Below are 18,144 nucleotides of genomic sequence, written 5' to 3'. Positions count from 1 at the left end.
CCATCGGATGGATTGCCTACGGCTGGTTCATCCGGCAGTGCATCCTGTACATGCAGCTGGGCACCGTCGGGGGTCACGCCATACTCTCGTCCCTGCTTACCTTTTTTCGCCAGATCCTCCCGGCCGTTGGCATATCACTTCTGCTGGGCGCTGGTGTGCTGCTTGTCTTCGCTCTATTCGGCACCGTGGCGATGATTTGGACGGGAATACTGGCACTTATTCTCCAGCAATCGTATCATTTTGTTACCAGTCTGGTCAGGCTGTGGCACATCAGCTCGCAATACCGGCTGTGGCATTCCGATATTTCCGGCAGAGGCTGAGCTCTGTTGACAAACTACTTCTTATCCCTGTGCAAACGGCACCTAACTGAATGCTTTTAACAAAATCTGTTCCTGAGGTATCAGGAGCAGATTTTTTTGTAGCTTTTTGTGAAGAAACATTTGCCAAAGCCAGCCGACTTTGTTACAATAATCGCAGTGAACTGATAGTAACAACTTTGTAATCTTTATTGTAACTTTTATCTCAAAAGCTCGTTATCGTGAATACTGCTCTCCAAGGTGCACATCATAAGTTAAGCCTAATTCCTGGCACCTAGGAAGCGGGGGAACCAGTTTGGGTGAATTGATCTCGCAACAGAGTGGTCATAGGGGAACCTTCTACCGAATCCTTAAGCTAACCTCGCAGGCATTGGAAGGGGTATATTTTTTTTGAAGAAGAAGCTAACGATCGCAGCTATGGGTCTTGCCATTGCCTTTACATCTTTTACATTCGGCGGAGGCAGTGCATACGCAGACTCTAAGATGGACCAGATCATCCAGGATGCCAAAGGAACAAGCTACAGAAGCGGAGGCACTACACTCGAAGGGTTCGATTGCTCCGGCTTCACAATGTATGTATTTAACAAACTGGGAATTAAATTGCCGCATCAATCTGGATCACAATTCAAAATGGGATCTTCCGTATCCCCCGATGAAATGAGACCTGGGGACCTGGTGTTCTTTAACACCACAGGGAGAGGCATTTCCCATGTAGGTATCTTCGTAGGTGAAGGGAAATTTGCCCACTCCTCGTCTTCACGTGGTGTAGTAGTTAGCTCACTGAACGAAAATTATTACGCTAACCGTTTTGTCGGTGCAAAAAGAATTATGAGCACAGACGATTACCACGCCGTAGCTTCTGAAATTCCTGATGACGATAACGTAGAATAACTGACGCACAGCAAGCTAACCTTAGCCGCAATTTGATTCTGGCCAGAATCGAATTGCGGTTTTTTATGTCCCCAACATCAGCAAATGGTATTATTACTGACGAAATGACACCTCAAAAGGTTTCAATTTTGGCGAACATCGTCGGTTTTACCTTCATGAGGGGAAGCATATGAACAGCAATACCTTCTTACTGAATGTATACCCGACTTGGAGAAAAAATAAACACGCTTGCCATTCCTTTGTAGCTTGTCTACAATCTGTTGTTAATAATTTAAGCACCTGCAAAAGGAGGATGTCTAATATATGCCTGCCTCAATATCAAACTTCCGGGTCGTACCGATGGACGAGCATCAGGCGGCTGCGATCTGTGAATGGCGCTATGATCCACCCTACAATATCTACGGCTGGCTACCCTGGGAACAAATGAAGGCGCTGGAAGTCGAATTTGGAAATCCCACACTTCGGCAAGAGCAATATGTTGCCGTACTGGATGAGGAGAGCAAGCTGACGGGATTTGCGCAATATTTCCCGATGGTTGGTGTAACCCGGCTGGGTCTTGGAATGCATCCCGACAGATGCGGACAAGGCAGAGGCTCTGATTTTGTCCGAGCGATTGCTGAGGAAGCCAGACGGCGCAATCCGCAGAACGAAATTGATCTGGAGGTGCTCACCTGGAATGGGCGCGCCATCCGGGCCTATAAGGCAGCCGGGTTTAAGATTACAGATACCTATGAACGACAGACTCCCGATGGCAAAAAGCCGTTTCATTGTATGGTATATCATCCCGACCACCAGAGCCGGGTTCTATGATAAAAGCGCCTTCGGCATACAACTCTCTGTTGTATAGCGAAGGCGCCTTTATCATCATACAGCAGATCATTACACACTTAATGACTGCTGCGCATTTTCTCAAAAGCTTCATTATATTGTTGGGCTTCCTTAGTATCCACGGCCATAATACCGCCATCATCCCATGAGGTCAAACGCAAAGTCACGGTCTTGTAATCAATCGTAATAAACGGATGATGATTGAATGCTTCAGATATAGCAGCAACCTCATCCACGAATGCAATCCCTTTCATAAAACTGGAAAAATTATATTTTCGAACGATCCAACGTCCTTCCTCCAGCTCCCAGCCCTCCAGTTTCTTCAGATGTGCTTCAATCTCTTCTTGTGTAAAAGGCATGTTACGACTCCTCTCCATTTATACGGAAGCCTTTCAGCCGCTTGTACGGCTAAAACTACGATATAGTGGTGTACATATTACCACGGCCCCGCTGATAAATCCATAAGACGGCCCTCAAATTAAAGGGACCGACGTTAGCTCCTCTTCTCCAATGAGAACATAAATCCGATGCTGCTCTGACTCATAGATCACAACGCCGCTGCCTACAGTAATTACAGGCTCTGTGCCCAGTGCATAAAACAGATCCTCCGCCAACGCCTCGTTGACCTCCTGACGTCCCACTGGGTCCAGCTTGTCCCAATCCAATGCATCCATTTCGAAAAATTCATAGCTGTCCGGAATGCGACCTACAGCCTCTGCCAATTCGTTCAAAATTTGTTCATACTCCCGCCCATGCTTCACTCCCATGCGTTTTCCTCCAATTCTTCCGCCATTCATTACATAGTCACCTTATTATACCGGAAATTCACCCTTAACAAAAAAGAGAGTTTTGTCGATAAATACTATAATCCGTCTCATAATGACGCGCTTGGGGCATGGACGACCCCGGCGGCATGAAAGGATTCAAAATCTATTCTCATGGATGAGGTGTATCATGCAAATTTCAACCATTATTGGACTTGTGCTCGGGATTGTGTCACTGGTCGTCGGGATGATCCTAAAGGGCGCGCCAGTCGTCAACTTGGTCAACAATCCCGCTGCTTACATGATTATTTTTGTCGGAACGTCAGCGAGTATATTCATGGCTTTTCCGATGGAAGAACTTAAACGGGTACCTAAGCTGTTTAAAATTATTTTCACCCAGCAGAAACTGCTGGATCGCAAGGAGCTCATCAGCACGTTTACCGATTGGGCATCGATTACCCGTCGTGAAGGTCTGCTCGCGCTGGAATCCAAGGTCGAAGAGATCGACGATCCCTTTATGCGTACAGGTATGCGTATGATCATTGATGGTAATGATCAGGAATTCGTACGCGATGTGCTAATGGAAGACATTAACGCTACCGAAGACAGACATCGCGCCGGCGCGCTGATTTTCTCCCAAGCCGGGATGTACGCTCCTACTCTGGGGGTACTCGGTGCGGTCGTAGGTCTGATTGCGGCCTTGGCCGACCTTAGTAACATGGAAAAACTGTCTCACGCCATCGCTGCAGCCTTTATTGCAACGTTGCTTGGTATTTTTACCGGTTATGTCCTTTGGCATCCGATGTCAAATAAACTGAAACGACTTTCCAAAAAAGAGGTTGAGTTGAAGCTGATGATGGTCGAAGGCTTGCTTTCGATTCAATCGGGCATCTCGACTATTGCCATAAGCCAAAAGCTGGCGATCTTCTTAACTCCTACCGAACGCGCTAGTATGGCCCAGAAGGATGGCGACTCCAGTGAGTAAAAAAAGACATGAACCGCATGAAGAACATGCAGACGAAAGCTGGCTGTTGCCATATTCCGACTTGATGACCCTTCTGCTCGCATTATTCATCGTCTTATTCGGTATGAGCTCGCTTGATGCCAAAAAATTCGAAACGATGGCTCAATCCTTGACTGCAGCCTTTAACGGTGGTACCGGCATACTGGATCAATCGGCTGCTAACCCGTCGTCACAATCGATGGATATGGGGAAAAATAAAGAACAGGTAACCCAACCCGTAAAATCTAAAGCTACTTCCACTTCTGAATTGCAAAAACAGCTTGCCCAGCGGGAAGAAGAAGATTTGAAAAAGCTTAAAAAGCAAATGGATCAATACATTCAAAATAACGGCCTGACTACTCTGCTGAATACCAAACTGAACCAATCTCAGCTGATGATCACAATTAGCGATAATGCTTTGTTTGCATCAGGACAGGCCGAAGTAAAGCCGGAGGCGAGAAAGCTGGCTAAGTCCATTTCCAGCATGCTTCAGCAGTTTCCTGGCTATGATGTTATCGTATCGGGTCATACAGATAATGTCCCTATCTCCAACAGCCAGTTTCCGTCCAACTTTGATTTGAGCGCCAAGCGCTCACTGAATTTCTTGCGAATTTTGTTACTCAATACGCAGCTCGACCCAACCAAGTTTGTATCTATCGGTTATGGCGAGTATCGTCCAATAGCCAGCAATCAAGATGGACAAGGACGCGCTAAAAACCGCCGTGTTGAGATTTCCGTTCTCCGCAAATATCAGAACGGTACACAAGTTATTAGCCCTACCTCAAGTGCGAGTGAAGGTTGATCATGCATATGTTATATGAGCAAAGGCACCGCCGCATTTTTAATGCAGCTGGTGCCTTTGGTTTAGCGAATCCTGTAGCTGCCCTGTCCTATACGACGATCATGATCTGTAGGCCATGAGAAGCCCCTCTGGCTTAGCTAAGCGTATAATCGAGCATCTGGCCAAGCTCCTGCTTTTCAGCCTCTGTGAGGTCACGCCAGGCGCCTTTCTGGAGCGATCCCAACCGAATATTCATAATCCGCAGGCGCTGCAGCTTTTGGACTTCATAGCCGAAAGCCGCACACATCCGCCGAATTTGACGATTTTTCCCTTCCGTCAGAATAATACGGAATACATGCTCTGATACACGCGTCACCTCACAGGGCAGTGTCCGCTGGCCGAGTATTTTCACACCACTGGACATCCCCTGCACAAAAGATAATGTGACGGGACGATCCACCGTAACAATATATTCCTTCTCATGCTTGCCCTCTGCCCGTAAAATCCTATTCACAATGTCTCCATCATTGGTAAGTAAAATGAGACCTTCCGAATCCTTGTCCAGACGTCCGATTGGGAATATCCGCTGCGGGTGCCCCACAAAATCAACAATATTGCCTCTAATATGACTTTCTGTTGTGCTGGTTATTCCCACCGGCTTGTTCAATGCAATATATACATGATTGGACTTCTCGCGTAATGGCTTGCCGTTCACGCGAACGTCATCGCCTTCCTCCGCTTGACTGCCCAGCACTGCCACTTCACCGTTAATCGTCACGCGGCCGCTCTCTACCAGCTTGTCCGCCTCACGACGCGAGCAAAAGCCGGTTTCGCTGATAAACTTGTTAATGCGCAACCTGTGTACCCTCCATTTCTACTATCACGTTTCCTCCTGCGTCCTGTCCCGTTACTCAGGCTTGGCAATCGGAAGCTGCACAAGGGCTGTCGTTCCCTCTCCCTCTGTGCTTTCAATATCCAGTGTGCCTTTATGACTCTGTATAATACGCTGACTGACCATAAGTCCGAGTCCTGTACCTGTTTCTTTGTTGGTGAAAAAAGGCTCGCCCAGCTTGGACAGCATTTCTGCGGGAATCCCTGTCCCCTGATCCCGTATGAAGATTTTAACGTTTTCTCCCTCCAAGAACAAACGAATCGTGATCATACCACCTTTACTCATAGCTTCCATACTATTTTTAAGTAAATTAATGAATACCTGTTTTAACTGATTTTCTTCAGCGTATACAAGAGCAGGCTCCTCTGTGACCTGAAGGTTAAACACAATACCCAGCAGATGCGCCTGACTATCAAGCAACGAAATGACATCACTCACAATATATCGAACATCTTTTTTCTGAAAATGCACGGCCTGTGGCTTCGCCAATATTAAAAACTCGCTGACGATCAAATTAATGCGATCCAGTTCAGACATCATAATATCATTGTGCTTCAAATTCAGCACTTGATTTTGCTGCTGCAGCTGGAGAAAGCCACGCAGCGTGGTCAGCGGATTACGAATCTCGTGCGCCACGCCTGCCGCCAGTTGTCCTACTGTCGTCAGTTTCTCAGATCTGCGCAGCAGTTCCTCCATCCGGTTGCGCCCTGTAATATCACGCGAAACGCTGATAAATCCCAAAATTTCGCCTCCCTCATCCATAATGGGCGACGTGCTCATACTAATCTCTACTGTACTTCCATCCTTGCGCATTCTAAGGGTCTCATTGGACACGACGCTTTCACCCTGAAGGAGGCTTTCTTTCTGCAATTCATACTCCTCCTGTTGCTGTGGAGGTACAAATTCCAGCTTGCGTCCAACCAATTCCTTCTTGGTCCAGCCGTATAAAGCTTCAAAAGCATGATTAACCCGAACGACACGATCGTCCTGATCGGTCACAAGAATCGCATCCGCTGTCTGATTAATAATCGATTCCAGGTGCTCCTTTACAGAACGGTTCTCCTCATACATCTGTTCGAGTCTCCGTGTATACATACCCAGGTTGTAGGCCATCGCGTTGATCCGCTCACCCAGCCGTGCAAGCTCATGACCACCCTTAATCTCTAGCCGTGTATCAAATTGTCCATCGGCCATCTCGTTCACCTTCTCCAGAATGGACTGAATGGGACGGATGAACAGACTGGCTAGCACGTAGCTGCCAATAATGACAACCTCCAAGAGGACAATGGAAATGGCAATTAAACTAATCAATTGTTTAGAAATAACAGAGGTGATCGTATCATAATTCATAACAATTCGAATGACATAGGCTTCACGGTTAGTCGGATAAAAAGGTATGTAGCTGACGAGAACCCGCTGGCCTTTAATATAACAATCTTGTACAATACTCTCCCCTGAGAGAATAGCTCTGGACACAGCCAAACGGTCCTCCTGCACTCTAGTGAGTTGATACGTGCCGAACTGGATCGGTTTATTGTACATATAATAGTATTTCCAATCGTTACCGTTCTTGTCCATCGTAGCGCCACCAAAGGTTGCAGGGTTAATTCCTGTAATCTCCATAATGCGATAATCCACTTGCTGAGTCTGCTTTACGATCTCATCAGGGCTTAGGATGGATTCGAAATCTTGCACTGAAGTATCCTGAAAGGAAATTCGAATTAAGTAGTTACGTTTTTGGTCATAATAAAATCCCCATTTATTAATATGTGAGGCGTCTAAACCTGTGTAATCAAACGATCCGGTCCAAAAATGGTCCAAGTTCTGTCCTTGCGTCATTCTAGCCTGTCCATGCTCATACAATTGGTCGACTGCATTTTTCCAATGTCCATTCAATGGTTCGGAAGACGTTAATTCTTTGGGATTGGAGGATTTGACAACCCTATACCCCTCCCCATCGCGAATCATCAAGGAAATGTTAATATCCCTATGGAGTGTGGCCATCTGTTGAAGCTGTTTCTGCTGAATTTTTTGGATGTCAGGATCTAGTTGATTGGCAGCCAACGTGGCAGAAAGCCACAGATTGTATCCGAGCTGTTTGTCAACCGCCTCCCAGCTATGCCGAGTTTGTTCGATGGCTCCTCCGATGATTTTAGCCGTCAGAACCATTTTTGTTTCACTGTCACTTCTTAGATTTTCGTGGGTCGTATAATAATTAAGTGCGATATTTAATAAAAGGATAAACAGGACTGACCCCGACAAAATAATCGTTATTCTGATTTTTATCGACACACTAAATTCTCACCTCTTGCCGTATGCTGGCGATTACTGGCAATTGCTAACTCAATGATACCGTAATAACGCCCGTGATACCAGCATTTACATTTCCCGGATATACATAAATACATACCAAGTGTATAGTGTTGTCAACACAGGGGCGTTTGCCTACAATATAATCAGATAATCATCCACAAGTAATCCACAAATACACAGGTTTTATTATTAACTGTGGGTATGTCTGTGGACAAGTGTGGTGTTATCCACAATTTTATTCACATCATGTTAACAACGGAATATTTGTTCGTTGGATAATTCCGCGTTTGAGAGGAGCATTTTCCCAGTGACCATTATGGATCACGCCTATTGGATGAAAGAAGCCATTCAGGAAGCGTACAAGGCAGAAGCGTTGGGTGAGGTACCCATTGGAGCTGTCATCGTAAAAGATAACGAAATCATAGGCCGTGGCTATAATTTGCGTGAGACTGACGCTGATCCGACAGCACATGCAGAGATTATTGCTATTCGTCAGGCTAGTGAACATCTGGGTGCTTGGCGTCTGCTGGATTGCAGACTGTATGTCACTTTGGAGCCGTGTCCAATGTGTGCCGGAGCCATTGTGCAGTCAAGGATTCCTCACTTGATATATGGCACTACAGATCCCAAGGCTGGCTGCGCAGGCACACTGATGAATTTATTACAGGAGCCTCGGTTCAATCATTGCACAGAGGTGACCAGTGGTGTCCTCCAAGAGGAATGCGCCTCATTGCTGACGAATTTCTTCCGAAATCTCCGACAAAAGAGAGCGGCTGCGAAGTTGTCTTCTCCTCCTCCTTCATCCTAAGGATGAAATCCGAAGCACTTACTCCCACACAACCGCGATCAGTCGTTTTACATCTGATTGCGAATTCCCTATGGAAGGAGATCAGCTATGCCCATGAGCTTGTATAACACGCATCAAGGTATCTTTTTACGGCCAATAGGCTTGAAGGACAGTGAATCCCTTCTCGCCCTTAGAATGCGAAACAGGGAGTCATGTGCGCCGTACGAGCCGCTTTACGAGGAGTCATTTTTCACATTAGAGAAGCAGCAGGACTACACCCGGCAAAAGCTGCTTCAAACCGAAGAGGATCGAGGGTACATGTTCGGTATCTTTCTCTTAAAGGAAGAGCGGCTCATCGGATATATCTCCATTTCCAATCTGGTACGTGGAGCTGGACAATTTGCCGATATCGGCTACATGATAGATCAGCATGAACAGGGTCGAGGTCATATGACCGCTGCCCTGAAGCTGATCATACAATATGCCTTCCGTTCGCTCTCCCTGCACCGTCTTCAGGCGGGTACTCTCTTGCATAATGTTCGCTCACAGCGCGTATTGGAAAAATGCGGCTTCCAGCCGGAAGGTATTGCCCGCAAGCTGGTACAAATTCAGGGCACTTGGCAGGATCACCAGATGTTCGCACTTCTAGCTGAGGATGACGTGTGGCAGACCTAAATGACTGTACAGGGGCTAATATAGCAGTAGACAAAAAAACGCCCGGCGTTAAGCCGAGCGGTTTCTTACATCACATGATGAATGCTGCCTTGCAAGACTGCATTCTATACTTAAGGAGCGACAGTTTGCATTTTTTGTTGCAGTTGTTCTATAGTCAACACTTGGTCGCTTGTTGGAATACCCACTTTAAATGTTGCTTTTTCATTGATTTTGCTATATTGCGTGTAGCCTGTTACAGACAATTTCACATTGTCTTTTGTAGCCGGATCATTCATCTCCACATTCGCATTCAGGTCTTGATACACAGGAATGTTATCCTTGTTCAAAGCCGTGTTAATGTCGAATTGTTTCACCGTCAAATAGTTTTTCAACTCATCGAGTTTTTTGCTAACTTCACTGGTGTTGGATTGCAGTTCTTTCTTCGCTTCAGCCAGTTCTTCCTTCTTCACTTGAAGCATACCAGCATATTCGTCTTTGGACATGATATCCAGGACTTTCGGAAGCGCCTTAGTAACAAATGTATCGACAGCTTGCTTCACATTGTCGTTCGTAATTTTGAATTGAACCACTTGTTTAGCTTCAACGCCTTGTGGCAATTTAGCATCCTTAGGATCAATATCAAAGAAATACGTAGCTTGGTCATACTCGCCCATAATCGCTGCGATCACTTCGTTCGCAAATTTTTGCGATTTTTCCTGATCCATCGTTGCAGGGTTAAATTCTTGTCCGGATTTCTTAGCCAGTTCTTGTGGATCAATAATCAGGAATTTACCCACTACATCCTGTGGAAGCGGGTAGAATGGAATATTCGGAATTTTAACATACAATTTATCTTTGGTCATAACCATTGGGATCGTGAAGCTGGTGGAAAGATCACCTTTCAAATGAATGCCCAGCGTCATTTCAGATTGCAAAGGTTCTTTTTGATACACACCATCCAGCGTAATGTCTGCATTTTTCAGCATACTGGTTATCATTGCACTTTGTTGACTTGGTAGAGTAGCGGATGAAATTGTCAGATCCTTAACGGTAAATTGACTTTTGGATTCATAAGAGTTCAACTTCATTGCATTTGCAGTACCGGTCGTAACAGCTTCCTTCGGCTCTAACTTCTTGCTACAACCTACCAGGGCTACCATCAAAAGCAACACCATAGTGAGTACCAAGACGGATAACTTTTTACTCATTGTGTAGATTCTCTCCTCTCGTAATTAACCCCTTTTATAATACTAATCAAAAAATACACACCCCCTATTTTACCGCATTTTCACAGACAACGGAACACTTATTGGAAAATTTTCTTGCAATAAGCACAAAGACACCCTGGCTCTCTAACCAGGGTGTACTTATCATGCAATATATTTTTAGGAAAAAAGTCTAACTGCTTAAGACCCTTCTCTGTTGTGGTGATCGACGTGATTTCGTTGTTTCACCTTTTTAGAACCAGACAATGGCTCTTGTTGATGATTACGCTCACGTCTTTCGTTTCCTCCACCAGAATCCTGTGCTTCGGGAACAGGAATAGCTTTAGGCTTGCTCATTTATGCATCCTCCGTTCTCAGTCTATACTCTGACACATTAGAAAATCTGTTTATTACCATTTAAAATAGGACTATAGATGGTGCAGATCTTCTGTCTTATCGTGATTTAGTGAATCCTGATGACGGCGGTCATTACGATCCTGCTGCACTTGCTGTGCCTGATGGCTATTAACTGGACGCTGCTCCAAATCATCTACAATGTTAGACAGGTTCTTATCCAAACCATTTTTGGCTTTCGTCATATAGTCTTCCCCCTTATCCCTTCATGACTACGAATGCGTTAACGACTGTAACGTCTGAGCACATTGGTGAATGTGCCGCGTGTAATCAGACACCAGCTGTTGGATGATATCTGTGCGCTCATCCACAGTCTTCCCATCTCGTTCTACATCGACCAAGTTAACCTGCACTTCTCGGGAATCTACATAGGTGCATGCAAAGTCGAAGGAGTACATTTGTCGGCCTTCTACCTCAATGTGGATTCGTATAGTCCGGCTGTCTGCTTCATCTGCCTGCACCTGTGCTTTATCTCCTGAATTCAAAAGAATCGGCAGCTGTTCCTGCCAAGCTTCTACCAGTTTCTGCTGATCTACTGTCATTTCTCGATTCATGCCAGCACCTCCACATCTGATAACGTGTGAAAAAAGCAGGCTTTTTATACAACAAAAAAGCCATTCACCACGATTCCTGATTCATAGCGCCTAAAGGCTAATGTACCAGCTATCGTATTTAAATGGCTTGGTTATTTTATAATATGGCGGAGAGGATGGGATTCGAACCCATGTGAGCTTGCACTCTAACGGTTTTCAAGACCGCCCCGTTATGACCGCTTCGGTACCTCTCCAGGTGGTAAATGGATCAAGTTGCTTCCTTTTAAAACTAACTCAGGCGCAACAAAATTATTTTACCACAGAATTTCTACAAATGCAATGCCTACTGTTTGGGGGTAATTACCTCGACACCACGCATGTATGGACGCAGCACTTCAGGGATCACAATGCTTCCGTCTTCCTGCTGATAATTTTCCAAAATAGCAGCCACCGTGCGCCCTACAGCCAATCCTGAACCGTTCAGCGTATGTACAAATTCAGGCTTCGCTTTCGAATCTGGACGAAACCGGATGTTCGCACGACGCGCCTGGAAGTCTTCCGTGTTAGAGCACGAAGAAATTTCGCGGTACATGCCGCTCTCAGGCAACCACACTTCCAAGTCGTACGTTTTGGCAGACGTAAAGCCCATATCCCCAGTGCAAAGTGCCAGCACGCGATATGGAAGACCAAGCAGCTGTAGAACACGCTCAGCATCATTCGTCATTTTCTCCAGTTCCTCGTAAGAGGTGTCCGGGTGAACCAGCTTGAGCATCTCTACCTTATTGAACTGATGCTGGCGAATCAAACCACGCGTATCCCGTCCTGCCGATCCTGCCTCTGAGCGGAAACAAGAGCTATATGCCACATAATATTTTGGAAGCTGCTCTGCGTTCATAATCTCTTCGCGGTGATAGTTCGTTACCGGAACTTCAGCTGTAGGAATGAGATAATACTCGGTATCACGCAGTTTGAACAAATCCTCTTCAAACTTTGGAAGCTGTCCTGTTCCATACAGACTGTCGCGATTAACAATGTATGGAGGAAGCATTTCTTCATAACCATGTTCACTGCTGTGCAAATCCATCATAAAGTTAATCAATGCGCGCTCCAGTCGCGCTCCCAAACCTTTGTAGAACGTAAAGCGGGAACCCGTCACCTTAGCTGCGGCCTCGAAATCAAGAATATCCAGATTCTGTGCCAGCTCCCAATGCGCTTTGGGCGTAAAAGAAAACTCAAGCGGCTCCGACCAGCGACGGATTTCTACATTATCCTCTTCCGAGGTGCCTACAGGCACTGTGTCATTGGGGATATTCGGGATGGACATCACCAGTTCGTCGATCTGAACCTCCAGCTCGCGTACTTGATCATCCAATTCTTTAATACGATCGGAGACCTGACGCATTTCAGCAATAAGATCATCCGCATTTTCCTTGTTCTTTTTCAACTTGGCTACTTCACCGGATACGACATTCCGACGATTTTTGAGCGCTTCACTTTCCTGAAGCAGCTCACGACGGCTTACATCCAAATCTGTAAAACCATTAATCAGATCCAGCGATTTGCCCCTGTTCTGTAAAGCCTTTTCAACCCGACCAAGCTCATTACGCAAAATCTTTATATCTAACACAGGTAATCCCTCCTACACTACAAACCTGACTTGCCGCGCTATTCGCGGACCATATCCACGAAATACTGATGTAATCGGTAATCGTCTGTTAATTCCGGATGAAAGGATGAAGCCAGCAAATGCCCCTGACGGGCCGCTACGATCTCACCGTTGTACTCAGACAGCACGTCTACTCCTGTTCCAACAGACATGATTAACGGCGCGCGTATAAACACAGCACGAACCGGCTGCTCAATCCCTTTAATATTCAAGTCTGTTTCAAAGCTTTCTCGTTGGCGACCAAAGGCATTACGCGATACTGTAATATCCATCAGTCCCAAGTGTGCTTCTTCCTGCCCTTGAATTTTTTTGGCCAGCACGATCAATCCCGCGCAGGTACCGAATATAGGCTTACCTTGATCGGAAAACTGACGTATAGCATCTATAAATTCATACTTGCGCATTAGCTTGCCGATGGTTGTGCTTTCACCGCCAGGAATGATAAGACCGGACAGCTCATTGAGCTGTTCGATCTTTTTCACCGTCACACCTTCAGCACCTGCACATTCAATACTACGTATATGCTCAGCCACAGCACCTTGCAGCGACAATACTCCTATTTTCATGCGGGTCCCTTCTTTCCTTACCAGCCACGATCCTGCATGCGTTCATGCGGTGCCAGCTTGGAAATTTCAATGCCCTTCATAGGAGTACCCAAATTCTTCGATACTTCTGCAATCAGCTTATAGTCCGTATAATGAGTGGTTGCTTCCACGATTGCTCTCGCGAATTTCTCAGGGCTGTCCGATTTGAAAATTCCCGAACCCACGAAGACACCATCTGCACCCAAATGCATCATCAATGCGGCATCAGCAGGCGTTGCTACGCCACCCGCTGCAAAATTAACTACTGGCAGCTTACCGTGCTCATGCACTTCCAGCAGCAATTCGTAAGCAACACCGAGGTTTTTCGCTTCTGCATACAGCTCGTCCTTCGACAGGTTTTGCACCTTCCGAATTTGTCCGTTGATAAAACGCATATGTCGAACAGCTTCAACAATATTCCCTGTCCCAGGCTCACCCTTTGTACGAATCATAGATGCGCCTTCGCCGATACGACGCAGTGCTTCTCCCAGATCCTTAGCTCCACAAACAAATGGAACAGTGAACTCCCGCTTATCGATATGGAAAACTTCATCCGCAGGTGTCAGTACTTCACTCTCATCGAGATAGTCGACACCGAGAGATTCCAGCACCTTTGCCTCCACAAAATGACCGATACGTGCCTTAGCCATAACAGGAATAGAAACAACCTTCATAACTTCTTCCACAATCGTCGGGTCCGCCATGCGGGCAACCCCACCAGCTGCACGAATATCAGAAGGCACCCGTTCAAGAGCCATTACCGCTGTAGCGCCTGCTGCCTCTGCAATTTTAGCTTGTTCAGCGTTCATGACATCCATAATCACGCCGCCTTTTTGCATCTCTGCCATACCTCTTTTAACACGCGAAGTTCCCGTTTCCATGTCGTTGCCTCCTGTAAGGGTTACGTTTAGATTCTAACTTAATATTTTACCGCACAAACGCCAAATACACAATCATTTCTAACTGAAAAATAGGTAATGAGGAACCAGGCACATCGTTTTTTCTCCAGCAAATTAGAAAAGGTTTTTAATGCTCTGGAACAAATCACCGAAGAAGTCGCCGATTGCCCGGAACAACATCCGGAACCAGCCGCCCTCTTCTACCGCCGTCGCCGTTACCAAATCTACAGTTTTCATCTGGCCTTTATCCGAGCCATCCGTTTTATACGTATACGTGATTGTTCCGACTTTTGCCCCTTGCTTCAACGGTGCCACAAGAGAGCTTGCTGGCGTTATTTTCGTTGTGAAGGTCACCTTAGGATTGCTCGCGCCCTTAGGTACGATGAAACTTACTGCATCCTTGGTCACTACAGGCACTTCTGTTTCTTTACCTTTGGTGACAGGCACATTCTCTATACCCTTCACTACTGTCTTTGGTGCTACAACCTGTTTCACTTCAAAATTATCAAAACCATAGTTCAGTACTTTGGCTGTCTCTGTAAAACGATGGGGTTCAGAGTCTGCTCCCATAACTACACTAATAAGCCGCATTCCGTTGCGTTCGGCTGTTCCGGTAAAGCAGTTACCCGCGTTGGTCGTATGACCAGTCTTCATTCCATCCAGACCCGGATAAGCGAACTTTCTAAAGTTGGTAATATTTTTGTTTGCTTCCAGCATCCAGTTGTAATTGACAATGGGCGCCTTGTCCGTCGGGCGGAATTTATAGGATTGAATCGTTGTAAAACGTTTGTAATCCGGATGGTCCTTAATAATGTTGCTCGCTAGTATTGCTGCATCTCTCGCCGTCATTACAGTTTCCCGATCTGTGTTCGGCTGATAGGCTTTCGGCATATCCTTGCGATCCAAACCTGTTGAATTGATAAAATACGTATTTTTCATGCCCATTTTTTGGGCCGTCTCATTCATTAATTTAACAAAATCCTGCTCCGTTCCAGATACACGTTCGGCAAGGGCTACTGTTGCATCATTAGCAGAACCTACCGCCATGGCAATATAAAGCTCTTCTACCGTATGTTGATCACCTTGAGCCAAAAAAATACGCGATCCGATACTCTTAGCAGCGTTCTCATTGACAGTAACCTTATCGGTCCATTTGAGCTTACCCTGCTTAACCTGCTCAGCCACGATGTATTCAGTCATCATTTTAGTCATACTGGCAGGCGGGAGCGGCTCATCCGGGTTCATGGACAGCAGCACCTGCCCTGTGGAAGGCTCAATCAGAATGGCCGAACGTAGTGCCAGACTAGGTGGGTTAACAGAGCCTGTCCCCGTGATTTTAGTAGCCTCTGTTGTCGCTCCCGCGGCAAAAGTAGCCACGGTCGGATCGAAATTGCCTACAACAGGCAACACCGACATATACATCATATTAAGCGCCATAACAGCAGTTACGCTTTTCTTAATCATGCTGCGTTTACTATTTTGTTTCTGATTGTTCGCTTTCAAATGAATACAAACTCCTCTCATACCTCAACCCGATCCGCTATGTATAACGGGACGGTGGTTATAGCCTCTATCAGGCAATGTAATTAATGTTTAGTGTCTTATCGTTCATTGGATTTCATCTTCTAAGTTCGGGCTACCATGAGCATGCTCTGCTTGTATCTTAGATCCAGCATGGACTCATTCAAGGGTCTTGATGTGTCTTTGCCTTATCAATAACTCCGTAAAATGGCGGACACTTGTCTATTCTATCACAGGGGTATCTCTAAAAAAAGACAGGCAGAGCGAAATGCGCTCTGCCTGTCGTCAAGTCTATCAAAGCCGAACTTTATAAAGAGTAGTTTGGTGCTTCTTTCGTAATTTGCACATCATGCGGATGACTTTCACGTAGACCTGCGCCAGTAATACGGATAAAGCTTGTATCGTTACGAAGCTCCTCAATATTAGCTGTACCGCAATATCCCATACCGGAACGAAGACCACCCAATAGCTGATGAACAGTGTCAGATAGTGGCCCTTTATAAGCAACACGTCCTTCGATGCCTTCCGGTACCAGCTTTTTATCGTCATCCTGGAAATACCGATCTTTACTACCCTGCTTCATCGCAGCCATTGAACCCATACCACGATATACTTTAAAGCGACGTCCTTGGTAAATTTCTGATTCACCCGGACTTTCTTCCGTCCCCGCAAAAAGACTTCCCAGCATTACCGCTGAAGCTCCTGCCGCAATAGCCTTTGTAATCTCACCGGAGTATTTAATACCACCGTCTGCAATAATCGGAATATTATATTCCCGTGCCACGGTTGCACAATCATAAATAGCTGTTACTTGTGGAACACCAATCCCTGCAATTACGCGAGTTGTACAAATAGAGCCTGGACCAATACCGACTTTTACAACCGAAGCCCCTGCTTCAATCAATTCGCGTGTTCCATCACCAGTAGCTACATTACCCGCTACAATGGTCAGATCCGGGTAAGCACTACGCAGCTTGCGAACCGCCTCAATGATGTTAATATGATGGCCGTGAGCAGAATCCACGACAATCACATCCACGCCAGCTTTTACAAGTGCTTCAGTCCGATCAAATGTATCTTTGGAAATACCGACAGCCGCACCGACCAGAAGACGCCCCTGTGCATCTTTCGCTGCGTTTGGAAACTGAATAGCCTTCTCAATATCCTTAATGGTTATCAGACCTTTGAGATAATTCTCATCATCGACCAAAGGAAGCTTTTCAATTTTATGCTTTTGCAAAATAACTTCCGCTTCCTGTAAAGTCGTGCCTACAGGTGCAGTTACCAGTTCTTCTTTGGTCATCACTTCACTAATTTTAAGATTAAAATCGTGAATAAAGCGAAGATCGCGGTTAGTAATAATACCAACCAACTTGTTTTCTTCATTTACAATAGGTACACCGGAAATCCGATATTTCCCCATAACCGCCTCAGCATCGGACACCAAATGGTTTGGATTTAATGAAAATGGATTGGTGATTACACCGCTCTCCGAGCGTTTAACCCGATCCACCTCTTCTGCTTGCTGTTCAATCGACATATTTTTATGAATAATACCGATACCGCCCTCACGAGCCATCGCGATTGCCAACACTGCCTCAGTAACAGTATCCATACCAGCACTCATCAAAGGAATATTCAACTTCACGCTATCACTTAAACGGGTCGCCACGCTTACTTCTTTAGGCAGAACCTCCGATTTACGAGGTACCAGCAAAACATCGTCAAAGGTAAGGCCTTCCTTACCGAATTTATCTTCCCACACCAAGATGATCCTCCTTCAAATGTTTAATCTGTATTAGTCTTGTTGTCTGTCCGACATGGACAAATCAAGGCTCTCTGAAAATATATTATTGCAATCTTAGCAAAGCGGTATAGGGGTGTCAAGCCTTCATCAGTAGCTCTAACCCTTAGTATTTCCCTGTACAAACAAGTGTACTCCTACGAAGGACATCCTTTATAAATAAGTCTTTCCAAATAAATCACGATATTTAAATGAATATTTCTAACTTGGGAAAGCAGTATAGGAGTAATTCGACCCTATAGATTGTTTGACCATATACAAAAGAGGATCATGATCTCAATGAGATCA

19 protein-coding genes, 1 tRNA gene, 1 pseudogene and 1 riboswitch are annotated in these 18,144 nt (G+C 45.7%); of the genes and pseudogenes, 7 read left to right on the top strand and 14 right to left on the bottom strand.

Annotation, left to right across the window (positions count from 1 at the left end; genetic code table 11):
• The 3 genes and pseudogenes from L693_RS0125145 to L693_RS0125135 form a co-directional block, all read left to right on the top strand.
• Positions 1 to 320, top strand: a pseudogene (locus L693_RS0125145) (hypothetical protein); the annotation flags it as partial.
• A 244-nt stretch (positions 321 to 564) separates the two neighbouring features.
• Positions 565 to 702: riboswitch (cyclic di-AMP (ydaO/yuaA leader) on the top strand.
• Positions 703 to 707: 5 nt separating this feature from the next.
• On the top strand, positions 708 to 1,208 hold the full coding sequence (locus L693_RS0125140; RefSeq protein WP_025720958.1) for a C40 family peptidase: 501 nt from the start codon (positions 708 to 710) through the stop codon (positions 1,206 to 1,208).
• 303 nt (positions 1,209 to 1,511) lie between these two features.
• Positions 1,512 to 2,018 carry a GNAT family N-acetyltransferase gene (locus tag L693_RS0125135; protein WP_025720956.1) on the top strand — a complete coding sequence of 169 codons (507 nt, stop codon included), beginning with the start codon at positions 1,512 to 1,514 and terminating at the stop codon, positions 2,016 to 2,018.
• A 77-nt stretch (positions 2,019 to 2,095) separates the two neighbouring features.
• Here the strand turns inward: L693_RS0125135 and L693_RS0125130 are convergent, their stop codons facing one another.
• Both L693_RS0125130 and L693_RS0125125 read right to left on the bottom strand, forming a co-directional pair.
• Positions 2,096 to 2,395 carry a 4a-hydroxytetrahydrobiopterin dehydratase gene (locus tag L693_RS0125130; protein WP_025720954.1) on the bottom strand — a complete coding sequence of 100 codons (300 nt, stop codon included), beginning with the start codon at positions 2,393 to 2,395 and terminating at the stop codon, positions 2,096 to 2,098.
• A 114-nt stretch (positions 2,396 to 2,509) separates the two neighbouring features.
• Positions 2,510 to 2,803: a hypothetical protein gene (locus L693_RS0125125; protein ID WP_025720952.1), complete on the bottom strand. Its 294-nt coding sequence runs from the start codon at positions 2,801 to 2,803 to the stop codon at positions 2,510 to 2,512.
• A gap of 187 nt (positions 2,804 to 2,990) precedes the next feature.
• Here L693_RS0125125 and motA point away from each other — a divergent pair, with 187 nt between their 5' ends.
• Positions 2,991 to 3,785 carry a flagellar motor stator protein MotA gene (gene motA, locus L693_RS0125120; protein WP_025720951.1) on the top strand — a complete coding sequence of 265 codons (795 nt, stop codon included), beginning with the start codon at positions 2,991 to 2,993 and terminating at the stop codon, positions 3,783 to 3,785.
• Positions 3,778 to 4,605 (top strand): flagellar motor protein MotB, encoded by an 828-nt coding sequence (gene motB / locus L693_RS0125115; RefSeq protein WP_025720949.1) that lies wholly within the window; start codon positions 3,778 to 3,780, stop codon positions 4,603 to 4,605. Before motA ends, motB begins: the two co-directional genes overlap by 8 nt.
• Positions 4,606 to 4,738: 133 nt before the next feature.
• On the opposite strand, the gene rluF is transcribed toward motB, so the two are convergent.
• Together rluF and L693_RS0125105 are read right to left on the bottom strand one after the other, a co-directional pair.
• A complete protein-coding gene (gene rluF / locus L693_RS0125110; RefSeq protein ID WP_025720947.1) occupies positions 4,739 to 5,440 on the bottom strand; it encodes a 23S rRNA pseudouridine(2604) synthase RluF in 702 nt (233 codons plus the stop codon).
• A gap of 51 nt (positions 5,441 to 5,491) precedes the next feature.
• A complete protein-coding gene (locus L693_RS0125105) occupies positions 5,492 to 7,768 on the bottom strand; it encodes a PAS domain S-box protein (protein WP_025720945.1) in 2,277 nt (758 codons plus the stop codon).
• Positions 7,769 to 8,096: 328 nt separating this feature from the next.
• Here L693_RS0125105 and tadA point away from each other — a divergent pair, with 328 nt between their 5' ends.
• Positions 8,097 to 8,597, top strand: a complete 501-nt coding sequence (gene tadA, locus L693_RS0125100; RefSeq protein ID WP_025720943.1) for a tRNA adenosine(34) deaminase TadA — start codon at positions 8,097 to 8,099, stop codon at positions 8,595 to 8,597.
• A gap of 87 nt (positions 8,598 to 8,684) precedes the next feature.
• Positions 8,685 to 9,251 carry a GNAT family N-acetyltransferase gene (locus L693_RS0125095; RefSeq protein WP_025720941.1) on the top strand — a complete coding sequence of 189 codons (567 nt, stop codon included), beginning with the start codon at positions 8,685 to 8,687 and terminating at the stop codon, positions 9,249 to 9,251.
• A 110-nt stretch (positions 9,252 to 9,361) separates the two neighbouring features.
• On the opposite strand, the gene L693_RS0125090 is transcribed toward L693_RS0125095, so the two are convergent.
• The 10 genes from L693_RS0125090 to guaB all read right to left on the bottom strand — a co-directional run bounded on the left by L693_RS0125090 (position 9,362) and on the right by guaB (position 17,817).
• Positions 9,362 to 10,438, bottom strand: coding sequence for a hypothetical protein (locus L693_RS0125090; protein ID WP_025720939.1), 1,077 nt, complete (start codon positions 10,436 to 10,438; stop codon positions 9,362 to 9,364).
• Positions 10,439 to 10,636: 198 nt separating this feature from the next.
• Positions 10,637 to 10,792 carry a small acid-soluble spore protein P gene (locus L693_RS0125085; RefSeq protein WP_025720938.1) on the bottom strand — a complete coding sequence of 52 codons (156 nt, stop codon included), beginning with the start codon at positions 10,790 to 10,792 and terminating at the stop codon, positions 10,637 to 10,639.
• 71 nt (positions 10,793 to 10,863) lie between these two features.
• Positions 10,864 to 11,034 carry a hypothetical protein gene (locus L693_RS30830; RefSeq protein WP_007428073.1) on the bottom strand — a complete coding sequence of 57 codons (171 nt, stop codon included), beginning with the start codon at positions 11,032 to 11,034 and terminating at the stop codon, positions 10,864 to 10,866.
• A gap of 27 nt (positions 11,035 to 11,061) precedes the next feature.
• The gene (locus L693_RS0125075) at positions 11,062 to 11,403 is read right to left on the bottom strand and encodes a hypothetical protein (protein WP_025720936.1); all 342 of its coding nucleotides are present in this window, start codon (positions 11,401 to 11,403) and stop codon (positions 11,062 to 11,064) included.
• 144 nt (positions 11,404 to 11,547) lie between these two features.
• Positions 11,548 to 11,636: transfer RNA gene (locus L693_RS0125070), tRNA-Ser, on the bottom strand.
• A gap of 89 nt (positions 11,637 to 11,725) precedes the next feature.
• Positions 11,726 to 13,009 carry a serine--tRNA ligase gene (gene serS / locus L693_RS0125065; RefSeq protein WP_025720934.1) on the bottom strand — a complete coding sequence of 428 codons (1,284 nt, stop codon included), beginning with the start codon at positions 13,007 to 13,009 and terminating at the stop codon, positions 11,726 to 11,728.
• 38 nt (positions 13,010 to 13,047) lie between these two features.
• A complete protein-coding gene (gene pdxT, locus L693_RS0125060) occupies positions 13,048 to 13,614 on the bottom strand; it encodes a pyridoxal 5'-phosphate synthase glutaminase subunit PdxT (protein WP_025720931.1) in 567 nt (188 codons plus the stop codon).
• Positions 13,615 to 13,631: 17 nt separating this feature from the next.
• The gene (gene pdxS / locus L693_RS0125055) at positions 13,632 to 14,513 is read right to left on the bottom strand and encodes a pyridoxal 5'-phosphate synthase lyase subunit PdxS (protein WP_025720930.1); all 882 of its coding nucleotides are present in this window, start codon (positions 14,511 to 14,513) and stop codon (positions 13,632 to 13,634) included.
• Between the two features lie 132 nt (positions 14,514 to 14,645).
• Complete coding sequence (locus L693_RS0125050; protein ID WP_025720928.1) at positions 14,646 to 16,034, bottom strand: D-alanyl-D-alanine carboxypeptidase family protein; 1,389 nt, start codon at positions 16,032 to 16,034, stop codon at positions 14,646 to 14,648.
• Between the two features lie 325 nt (positions 16,035 to 16,359).
• A complete protein-coding gene (guaB, locus tag L693_RS0125045) occupies positions 16,360 to 17,817 on the bottom strand; it encodes an IMP dehydrogenase (RefSeq protein ID WP_025720926.1) in 1,458 nt (485 codons plus the stop codon).
• Positions 17,818 to 18,144 lie beyond the last annotated feature (327 nt).

The sequence above is a fragment of the Paenibacillus sp. 1-18 genome, from assembly GCF_000520755.1.
Classification (GTDB): domain Bacteria; phylum Bacillota; class Bacilli; order Paenibacillales; family Paenibacillaceae; genus Paenibacillus; species Paenibacillus brasilensis.
Note: the sequence above shows the minus strand (reverse complement) of the source record. Positions and strands in the feature narration are given on the sequence as shown.

Coding starts and splice junctions, on each gene's coding strand:
- L693_RS0125135 (WP_025720956.1), top strand. CDS start 1,512: ATGCCTGCCTCAATATCAAACTTCCGGGTCGTACCGATGGACGAGCAT.
- L693_RS0125130 (WP_025720954.1), bottom strand. CDS start 2,395: ATGCCTTTTACACAAGAAGAGATTGAAGCACATCTGAAGAAACTGGAG.
- L693_RS0125125 (WP_025720952.1), bottom strand. CDS start 2,803: ATGGGAGTGAAGCATGGGCGGGAGTATGAACAAATTTTGAACGAATTG.
- motA (WP_025720951.1), top strand. CDS start 2,991: ATGCAAATTTCAACCATTATTGGACTTGTGCTCGGGATTGTGTCACTG.
- L693_RS0125095 (WP_025720941.1), top strand. CDS start 8,685: ATGCCCATGAGCTTGTATAACACGCATCAAGGTATCTTTTTACGGCCA.
- L693_RS0125090 (WP_025720939.1), bottom strand. CDS start 10,438: ATGAGTAAAAAGTTATCCGTCTTGGTACTCACTATGGTGTTGCTTTTG.
- L693_RS0125085 (WP_025720938.1), bottom strand. CDS start 10,792: ATGAGCAAGCCTAAAGCTATTCCTGTTCCCGAAGCACAGGATTCTGGT.
- L693_RS30830 (WP_007428073.1), bottom strand. CDS start 11,034: ATGACGAAAGCCAAAAATGGTTTGGATAAGAACCTGTCTAACATTGTA.
- L693_RS0125075 (WP_025720936.1), bottom strand. CDS start 11,403: ATGAATCGAGAAATGACAGTAGATCAGCAGAAACTGGTAGAAGCTTGG.
- pdxT (WP_025720931.1), bottom strand. CDS start 13,614: ATGAAAATAGGAGTATTGTCGCTGCAAGGTGCTGTGGCTGAGCATATA.
- pdxS (WP_025720930.1), bottom strand. CDS start 14,513: ATGGAAACGGGAACTTCGCGTGTTAAAAGAGGTATGGCAGAGATGCAA.